We start from the raw sequence: 9,604 nt of genomic DNA, 5'->3' as shown, positions 1-9,604 counted from the left end.
TCTGGATCCATCATCTTCATCATAATCGCCTCGAATATTTAGCCCTAGACGATCTGATCACAATGCGGGGAATGAGTTCAAAAAAAATCCCTGAGCATTGTTCAGGGATTTGTGTATGAGAGACAGGGCCATGCCAGCCTTTTTACATAGCAGACAGTTCCGATTGCATGGATGTTTACGATGAAAAACAGTTTAATGTGTAGCTTAATCTTCATTATCAGCAGCCAAATAGCCGCCTGTGGTGGCAGTGACAGTCAAGATATCAGTACTGAGACACCCACTGTGCCCACAGTGCCCACCACACCCCAAGGCTTGTGTGAGCAGAGTACATCTCAGGTAAACTGGCAGGCACTAATGGCCGAAGACTGCCCGAGATTAAGCCAATATGGACTATTTACCGACCCTTTAAACCCCAGCACACAGCCAAAAGCCCCCGGTTTTAGTTACCAATTGGCGACACAGCTATTTTCAAACTATGCCAGTAAATACCGTTTTATCTATTTGCCCGAAGGTAAAACCATTCAATATCAACCCCAGAACGCATTTGACCTCCCCGTTGGCACTGTGCTCGTCAAAACCTTTACCCTGCCACTCGACACCGCCATTACAGGTTTTGCGAATGAAACCCTTATCGAAACCAGACTGTTAATCCACAGATCCCTAGGCTGAACTAGCCTTGCCTACCAATGGCAGCAGGGAGAAGCCAGACTGATAACCGCGGGAGCCACTGTCCGTCATACACTCACCAATCAGGGCCAAACTCAAACCTTTGACTATGCCATCCCTAGTCGCGGCGAGTGCAAAATTTGCCACCAGAGTAATCAAAACAATAGCAGCCAAATCATCCCAATTGGCCTTAAGGCACATCTACTCAACCTTGATGTGCACAATCAAGGCAAAAATATCAATCAGTTGGAACTGTGGGCCCAGCAGGGGCTAATCACCTCTTTACCGCCCATAGGCGAAATAGGCAAAACCTTTGCTATCAATGAGACCAATAGTGATTTAACGGCCCGGGCTAAGGGCTACTTAGATGTGAATTGCGCCCACTGCCACAGTGCCAATGGCTTTGCCAGCATCTCAGGACTCAGACTCGGGTTTTATGTCGACCACAGTAGTTATCAATATGGGATCTGCAAGCAGCCCCCAGGGTGGGATGGTGGAGCAAAAGGACTCGATTACGATATCGTCCCCGGCAATGCGGAGCACTCTATTATGCTGTACCGCCAAACACTGTCAGAGCCTAAGGATAGAATGCCGCCCATAGGCCGTAGTATTGAGCATAGCGAGGGAGTAGAACTGATAAGGCAATGGATTGATTCACTGGCACCCAGTTTAGGGAACTGTGTATAGGGAGCCGTATTTAGGTAACAGTGTTTAGCTTATTTATGTATTTCATGGCTGTTGAGGCGGCTAAAATACCCGGGCGGATGACCAATCCAATGCTTAAAACATTGCCTAAAATGACTGACGTCGGCATAGCCCATAGTTTCGGCAATAGCCTCAATACTCAATTGATTAGCGAGAATAAGTTCAATCGCCTTTTGGCAACGCACTTGATCCACCAGCCTCTGGTAACTTGAGCCCAACTGAGCCAATTTTCGCCTAAAACTTCTATCGCTCATATGGATATGAGCGGCCATCGCATCTAAGTTTGGCACACTGGGGAAACTCTCTCGGATAACACCTAGCACAGTGTCGATAAAAGAAACCGCCCTAACCTCACTCGCGGCAATTTGATGCTCGGTAAAAGTGTAAATAATCGGTAATGACAGCCAACTCAAATCGATATGCCATTCGAAATATTCGCTATCAAAACAAATTTCAGCCCCCGTTGCCTGCGCTAAAAAGTGGCTATCGCGCGCTGGCTCCGCCAAGCTAATCCTGGCAAAAGGGATTGTTTGCCCGGTTAACTCACGCGCAAGCCCAAGCAAAGAGCCAATACTGTGAAGAAACTGAAACCGATATTGACTCTTTTCAATGCGCCCCGTATTCAACCAACGGATACAAATGCTTTGGTCTTCGAGCCGCATTAAAGTATCGGTAAAGCTACCGACTAAACTAGGGTGATTGACGACAAACTGCAGACAAGCTTGCAATGTGGTTAGCTGTGCCAAATGCGGTAACAGCACATCTAGGCTACTCACGGTGTAGCTTAAGCCTAATTTAGTGCCAATATCTGGGTCTTGGCTCTGTAAACGCAAAAACTCCATGGCATATTCAACTTGCCACACATAAACAAACTGGTAGTGCTCAAGTTCCCGATGACCAAGACCAATATGCAAACAGACTTCCTCTTTCGCCGTCGCCCCAAATTGGGTGGCGATAAAGTCCAAAATATTTCGCAGTTCAAATGCAGGATAGGTTTGGTCTCCAACCATCATATTCGTTTTATAGTCGACGCGTTGTAACATGAAACCTCCCCTCCTCTTAGTGCGATCCTTTACCCATTAGTTGTATAAGATTTGCCTTATTTTTAACAGTCTTAATTTAAACTTAATATTAGAAAATTGTACAAATTTGTACCATGGATATTTTCCATAAAAAACGCCTGCAAATCGCAGGCGTTCTGAGTTCAGCATCAAGGGGCATAGCCGTGACATTTGCCCTTACATTTGCCCTTACATAGGGCGATTCTTCTCGACGAGGCGATTAAAAATCGCATTAACGGATAGAGATGCGCCATGGGCAATTTTATCGGCGAGCTTTTTCCTGATCTGATAGCGCAGCTTATACACGGTACGCTCACCCGCCAGCGACATGAGAACATCATCACTGGTGGATATCGCATCGATAAGCCCTAAGTCAATGGCCTGCTGGCCATACCAATGCTCACCTGTCGCAACTTTAGCCAAATCCAATTCTGGACGATACTTACCCACAAAGGATTTAAACAGCACATGGGTTTCTTCCAATTCCTGTTGGAATTTCTGCCTGCCTTCATCGGTATTTTCACCAAATACTGTCAGCGTACGTTTAAAATCCCCCGCCGTGTGTTGCTCGTAGTCAATCTCATGTTTTTTCAGCAACCGATTAAAGTTAGGCAACTGGGCGACTACGCCGATAGAACCCACAATAGCAAAGGGCGCCGCATAAATCCGATTGGCCACACAGGCCATCATATAGCCCCCACTGGCCGCCACTTTATCGACGCAGACGGTCAGAGGAATATCGGCTTGACGTAAACGGTCGAGTTGGCTGGAAGCTAACCCATAGCCATGCACCATACCGCCACCACTCTCGACATTGACGATAACTTCATCGCCTTTTTCGGCAATGGCTAAAATGGCGCTGATTTCCTCACGCAGTGAAGCCACCTCAGCGGCATCGATACTGCCTTTGAAATCGATCACGAATACTTTGCCAGTGTGGGTTTCATCGGCGGCTTTTTCTTTGGCCTTTTCTTCAGCCTTCAATTGTTTCTCGTAGGCCTTGAATTGTTTCTTTGATAGCAATTCAGCCTTCAAATCATGCTTAAGCTCGGCTAACTCTTCAGACAAGTTAGTGATCCTAAGCTCACCCTTGTCGGACTTATGCTTTACCGTAGAAGCCAGCACCACAATGACCACGGCGATAATGGCGACCACAATAGTGATGGCTTTCGCCAAAAACATTCCATACTCGTATAAAAATTCCAAAGTGCTCTCCATTGGGACGCATATTTGCGTATATCTTCACTGAATTTATTGCGGGCTATTCTAACAGCCTAAAGGCCCATAAAAAAACCCAGCATTCGCTGGGTTTTGTGGATTTGAGGGCAATTAGTTAGGACAAGTTGCAATCACACCACTGTCAGAGACTAAAACCGTGGCTTCCCCTTTGCCCGCAGATAGGGCATAGGTGGCTACCTGGGTTTGCATTTCAACGGTAGCTGCTGCAGCCATACCATCGGTGGAGTCCTTCTCACTTGGGTCAACAATAGAGCTATGGTGTCCCTTGGAGAAACGCACCGCGCCAGGACCTTTACTGGTACTGTCGACACAAGGTAAACCAATAGCAGAGATCAAAGGCTCAGTACCCGATAACGGGAAGTTATCAACGCGATTAGGTAACACTTGATCCGGTAAGTTACCGTTGCCATCCCCTGCCACTTCAATTAAATGAACCGGTAAACCCGTCGCTTTTAACATAGCGGCATGGTTCACTGGGTCCGCCGAGTCCACCGCCGTTTGCACCGCAAAGGCAAAGGTGGGAATAAACTGGGCGTACACAGCTTCGACTAATGCGGCATATTCTGGGCTGCCAGGCTCATACCCTGCGGTATTCGCTTTATCGACCAGCGCCTGGAAGGTTGCCGATGCGGTAATATTACTAAATAGCACTGGGCCAAAGGTTGCAGAGCCGGCAAAGGAGCCCGCTAAGCCTCCTGCAGGCGCCACTAATGACGCAGCATTGATAGCATAGGCATTAGGTAAAGTGTCACCCGTCGCTGGATGCTTAAGACCAGTACTGGCATAGGTCGCAAAGTCAGTGCCAACGATAGCACCTAAGCTCAGACCTTGGGCACTGATCTTCGATACGTCAAAGACCTGCGGTTGATTTGCCTGCGCTAACGCCTGTGCTAAACCCGTTAACGCCAGACGTACGCCTAAATGGTCCATTGTCGCCTGACGGAAATTATCCCTTACCGACAAAGTGCTCGAAATATTCACAAACACTAACGGATTGCCATTTTTAAAGGCATCGGGTTGACCAATCACAGCCCCAAAAGAAGGATCAGTTGCTGAGACTTCATAAATCCCATCGCCGTTCGCATCGAAGGAGCGCGCACCATGGAGTGGCATATCGATAGCCATAGTGGCGACGCCCATCGCCGCATAGGTACCAGCATAGGCCAGTGACATTTCTTTACCACCACCTAAACCATGTAAGGCAATTGTGGTTGGCCAGCCTGACGTTGGCGGCGTGAAAGTCAAACCTTGCTGCTGATAGAAGCCAGCTAATTTAGTCGCATTAGGCATTGAAATCAGTACAGAGACAGTTTCATAGCCTTTAATTGCTGGGATAGGGTTAAATTTCGTTAAATGCTTGGTTTTATCGGCCGGCGTACCATCATCTAGCAACCAAGTTTTGCCCGCCATCAAAGCCGGATTGGCTAAGGCATCGGCAGGGTTTTCAATGCCGTTAGCCACGGCTTGCATCCCAAAGTTGGTTTGACTCAAAGTACCCGCTTGCAGCGCTAATAATACCGAAACAGGACTATCACCTTGGGCTTTCCAGTGGCCGTTGATCAAAGGTTGGCCCGTTGAAGATAAACAGCCCACAGATGAACAATCGCCGTAAATCGGCAACTTAATCTTAGCGGTATACACATCCGCTAAACTCGACACGACATAGGCAGCACCGTCTTCAGGACCTAGTCCTGCTGCTTGAGCCACTGTGATACCTGTAGGCGTTGGCATTTGCGCAAAACTTGGCGCATAGGGCGCGCCCTGTGCCATCAGCAATTTTGTGGTTTCATAGACGTTTGCAACCGATTGAGTCGTAAATAGCCCTGCATAACTAATGGTGGAGGTATCCACATTATGTGCCGCAGCAATGCCTTTCTCATAACTGTTGACTAAGGTTTGCAGCATCAATTGATCTGGGGTTTCTAGGGGTAAAGTCTCGATATCCATTTTCAACAGCCCATAGGTTGTTGAAGGAGCGATCCCTCTGCCCTCAGAGTCTTGGATAAGGTTAGTGGTGGCATAGATGTAAGACTGGCCAGCCTTAAGGGGTTTGAGTGGCACTATTACCACTTTATTACCAGAAGCCGTCGAGACAAAGTCAACGCCAAACTGTAACTCGGCGCCCACTTTACAGGCTGAAACCGACGGTTTAGCCTTGCACTCAGGATCGGAAGACAATGGACCACCCACAGTAGCCTCAAACATTCTCACCGCACCTGGCTGCGCAACGGAGGCCGCCATTAAGGTCAGTGGTGTACCATCGTGTTTTTTTGCTACTTCAATATCAATAGAAATCGGTGATGTTGTCGACCAACCATCTAACGCCCCAAGCGCGATTTGTGGATCGACATAGTTGCCCGAGCTTTCACCCGGAATCGACAATGTGCCATCGGTCGTGCCACTAAAGAGTAAATCGTTTGGCAATGGTACCTTTGAATTAGCGGGGTCGAACACCATATGGGATTCAGGGATGAGCGGATCAGTCTTATCCTTGAGTTCGTTATAGCTGTCCTCGCTACATCCTGTGAGGCCCAGTGCAGATGCAATCGCAACACACAAAATGAGTCTTTTCATTTTTTTTCCCCAAATCTTGTTGTAATAATTTTGTTTTCCCCAAGAAATTAGTCACAATAGCGCGAACTCTATGACTAATAGGGCTTATGTTAGCCCTAACTCGTTTCAAGTTAACGTAAAAATATTGAGTTAGCCACAAGTTTGTCACAAACATTTTAGCTATTGATAACAAGGTTTCATTCGTTTGTTTGAAACGAGCGTTTATCAGTTCGGCGACTCTAGAAGTGGCGGGCATTTTCGCCAAGAGGAAAAAGAGGCTCATGTTGGAATATCAAGCAGCAAAAGATTTACTCCAAGGTAAAACTATCCTGGTCACAGGCGCTGGCGCAGGTATCGGTCGCGCGGCGGCAATTGAATTTGCCAAACACGGCGCCACTGTGATTTTACTCGGTAAAACAGTGAAAAAACTCGAAGCCGTTTACGATGTAATCGAACAGGCCGGTTACCCAACACCCGCCATTGTGCCCTTAGATCTTAAAGGTGCGACCGAGCAAAATTACCGTGATATGGCTGAAACCATTAGCGAGCAGTTTGGTCATTTGGATGGTTTACTGCATAACGCCAGTTTACTCGGCGCCCTAGGCCCGTTCGAACATATTGATATTCCATCCCTCGAAGATGTGCTCAAAGTGAATGTGACGGCCCAAGTGATGCTGACTAAAGCCCTGCTGCCCATCATGCGTCAAGCGCCAAGCGCCTCGATTATCTTTACTTCAAGCAGTGTTGGCCGTCAGGGCCGTGCCTACTGGGGCCCCTACGCCTTTTCCAAATTTGCCATCGAAGGCATGATGCAAGTTCTCGCCCACGAATGCGATGGCACTTCAGTACGCGTTAACAGCATCAATCCAGGTGCGACCCGCACTGAGATGCGTGCAAAAGCCTATCCAGCTGAAAATCCATTAGATTTAAAAACCGCTGAAGAAATTATGCCAACCTATTTATATTTGATGGGGCAAGACTCTAGCGCAGTCAATGGTCAGCAATTTAACGCCCAGTAAATTTATTTTTTATTTAACAGAAAGCAAAAAGGCCGCTAAGCGGCCTTTTTCATTGGAATAGAACAACTTAACTACGCTGGCGCGTTGGTTTAGCTTTTCCCGCCCCAGTGACTTTATGCTTACGCACGGCGCGGCGAATTTTGGCGCTCTTGACCTGAGCACGGGCCACGCTGTGTTTATCGGCGGCAAGCATAGTGCGGGTTTCGGGTTCAAGACCCGCCAATTGACGCAAATAGTTGACTTGCTCTATTGGCAATTCAACCCAGCCGCCACGGGGTAAAGATTTCGGTAATTCGACCATACCATAACGGATACGGATCAAACGGCTCACCTGCACTTCCTGGGATTCCCAGAGACGGCGCACTTCGCGGTTACGGCCTTCCCGTAAACACACATGCCACCACTGGTTCATGCCTTCACCACCCGCGGCTTTGATGCTATCAAATTGCGCTGGGCCATCCTCTAACATCACACCGGTACGCAGACGCTGAACCGTGGCTTCAGGGACTTCACCGAAGGTACGTACGGCGTATTCGCGGTCAACCTCGTTCGATGGATGCATTAAGCGGTTCGCTAATTCACCATCTGAAGTAAACAACAATAAACCTGAAGTGTTAATGTCTAAACGGCCGACGGCTACCCAGCGCGAATCTCGCACTTTAGGCAGACGATCAAATACCGTTGGACGACCTTCGGGATCCTTACGGCTACAAATCTCGCCTTCGGGTTTATGGTATGCCAGCACACGGCAAATCACATCATCGGCGGATTTAAGCGAAATCGCTCTACCATCGATACGCACTTTTGCGTCGGCTTCGATGCGGTCACCGAGGTTAGCGATGACACCATCAATACTAACTCGACCTGCAGCAATCCATGCCTCCATCTCACGACGGGAGCCATGGCCTGCACGGGCCAAGACTTTCTGCAATTTTTCACTCATTAGTATTTTGCTCTTCTGACTGTTCTGGCGCTAATTTCAGTCCTGAAAAAACCGCCTGCAATGACTCAGCATCCGTAAGCGCGGGGAGATCCGCTAAGGTGTCTAAGCCAAAATATGCTAAAAATTCTAAGGTAGTGGCATACAGTGCGGGTCGCCCCGGGACTTCTTTGTGGCCAACTACTTTAATCCAATGTCTATCTGACAAACTTTTAATGATGTGGCTACTAATGGCCACACCGCGCACCTGTTCAATATCGCCGCGGGTCACTGGTTGACGATAGGCAATCACAGCCAAAGTTTCCAATGTCGCGCGCGAATATTTTGGCGCTTTTTCTTGCCACAGGGGCTGCAAAAAAGGACTCAGTACGTCTAAGGTCTGGAAGCGGTAACCCCCAGCGACTTTCACAAGTTGCACACCTCTTTCCTGATAATCCTGTTGCAGCTCGTCCAATGCAGCTTTGATTTTGTCTCTGGAAACGGAGAAATCCACGAGTACCGTTTCTTTCAACATTTTCACCGACAAGGGTTTCCCCAATACAAACAGACTCGCTTCTATCAGCTGTTTTAATTGAATTGGATTTATCTGCATCAATTAATAGGCCTTTACGTAAATAATTGAAAACGGTTCTGTTTGGTACAATTCGACCAATAACTCTTTGACTAATTCCATCAAGGCTAAGAAGGTCACCACCACGCCTGCACGGCCTTCTTCTACGGTAAATAAGCGTTCAAATGCCGTAAAATCCTCCGAGTTCAACATGGCTAAAATCTGGCTCATGCGCTCGCGGGTCGACAAATGTTCACGCTTAACGTGATGATCTTCATTGGCATCAATACGTTTGAGCACATCGCCAAAGGCGCGGGCAATCTCAAATAACGAAACTTCTGGCGGGATCACTAACGGCTTAATACTCGGTGCGGCCATCGCCTTTGCTTGAAATACATCCCGCTCAAGCCGCGGAAGATCGTCCATTTTTTGCGCAGCTTCTTTAATCACTTCATAGGCTTTTAACTGACGGATCAGTTGCGCCCGCGGATCTTCCTCAACCTCATCCTCTGCCACCATACGCGGCAACAGCAAACGGGATTTAATCTCCGCAAGGGTTGCTGCCATCACTAAGTAATCGGCGGCAAGCTCGATACGCGCCAGGGTCAGCATCGCGATGTATTCTAAATACTGGGCGGTGATTTGCTGAATGGGTAAATCGACAACATCTAATTTTTGCTTACGGATCAGATATAAAAGTAAATCTAATGGCCCTTCAAAGGACTCCAGAAAAACTTCCAATGCCTCGGGCGGAATAAACAAATCCTGCGGCATTTCGGTCATTGCCTGACCGCGAATAACGGCTAAGGGTAAACTCTGTTGCGTGCCCTGCATCCGCCATTTTCTCCGTGTCACACCCACAGATTTAACA

Annotated in this window: 7 protein-coding genes and 1 pseudogene; 2 read left to right on the top strand and 6 right to left on the bottom strand. The window is 47.9% G+C overall.

Annotation, left to right across the window (positions count from 1 at the left end):
- Positions 1-180: 180 nt before the first annotated feature.
- Positions 181-1,353, top strand: a pseudogene (locus tag MJO46_RS19760) (SO2930 family diheme c-type cytochrome).
- Between the two features lie 29 nt (positions 1,354-1,382).
- On the opposite strand, the gene MJO46_RS19755 reads toward MJO46_RS19760, so the two are convergent.
- From MJO46_RS19755 to MJO46_RS19745, 3 genes are all read right to left on the bottom strand, one after another.
- Positions 1,383-2,414 (bottom strand): AraC family transcriptional regulator, encoded by a 1,032-nt coding sequence (locus MJO46_RS19755; RefSeq protein ID WP_253990792.1) that lies wholly within the window; start codon positions 2,412-2,414, stop codon positions 1,383-1,385.
- Between the two features lie 207 nt (positions 2,415-2,621).
- Positions 2,622-3,638 (bottom strand): protease SohB, encoded by a 1,017-nt coding sequence (gene sohB / locus MJO46_RS19750; RefSeq protein WP_253990791.1) that lies wholly within the window; start codon positions 3,636-3,638, stop codon positions 2,622-2,624.
- A gap of 123 nt (positions 3,639-3,761) precedes the next feature.
- Complete coding sequence (locus MJO46_RS19745; RefSeq protein WP_253990790.1) at positions 3,762-6,245, bottom strand: VolA/Pla-1 family phospholipase; 2,484 nt, start codon at positions 6,243-6,245, stop codon at positions 3,762-3,764.
- Positions 6,246-6,505: 260 nt separating this feature from the next.
- Here MJO46_RS19745 and MJO46_RS19740 point away from each other — a divergent pair, with 260 nt between their 5' ends.
- Positions 6,506-7,243, top strand: coding sequence for a YciK family oxidoreductase (locus MJO46_RS19740; protein WP_253990789.1), 738 nt, complete (start codon positions 6,506-6,508; stop codon positions 7,241-7,243).
- Positions 7,244-7,310: 67 nt separating this feature from the next.
- Here the strand turns inward: MJO46_RS19740 and rluB are convergent, their stop codons facing one another.
- Genes rluB through MJO46_RS19725 form a run of 3 tightly spaced genes read right to left on the bottom strand, consistent with a single transcriptional unit; the run spans position 7,311 to position 9,567 of the window.
- Entirely contained in the window at positions 7,311-8,186 is an 876-nt protein-coding gene (rluB, locus tag MJO46_RS19735) for a 23S rRNA pseudouridine(2605) synthase RluB (RefSeq protein WP_007649268.1), read from the bottom strand.
- Positions 8,179-8,775: an SMC-Scp complex subunit ScpB gene (gene scpB, locus MJO46_RS19730; RefSeq protein WP_198780357.1), complete on the bottom strand. Its 597-nt coding sequence runs from the start codon at positions 8,773-8,775 to the stop codon at positions 8,179-8,181. The genes rluB and scpB overlap by 8 nt, the downstream gene beginning before the upstream one ends.
- Before the next feature lie 3 nt (positions 8,776-8,778).
- Complete coding sequence (locus tag MJO46_RS19725) at positions 8,779-9,567, bottom strand: ScpA family protein (RefSeq protein ID WP_253990788.1); 789 nt, start codon at positions 9,565-9,567, stop codon at positions 8,779-8,781.
- Between the last annotated feature and the right edge of the window lie 37 nt (positions 9,568-9,604).

Origin of the sequence: Shewanella sp. KJ2020, from assembly GCF_024197625.1 — a bacterium.
GTDB lineage: Bacteria > Pseudomonadota > Gammaproteobacteria > Enterobacterales > Shewanellaceae > Shewanella.
The sequence above is the reverse complement of the archived record's forward strand: the minus strand, read 5'-3'. Positions and strand labels throughout refer to the sequence as shown.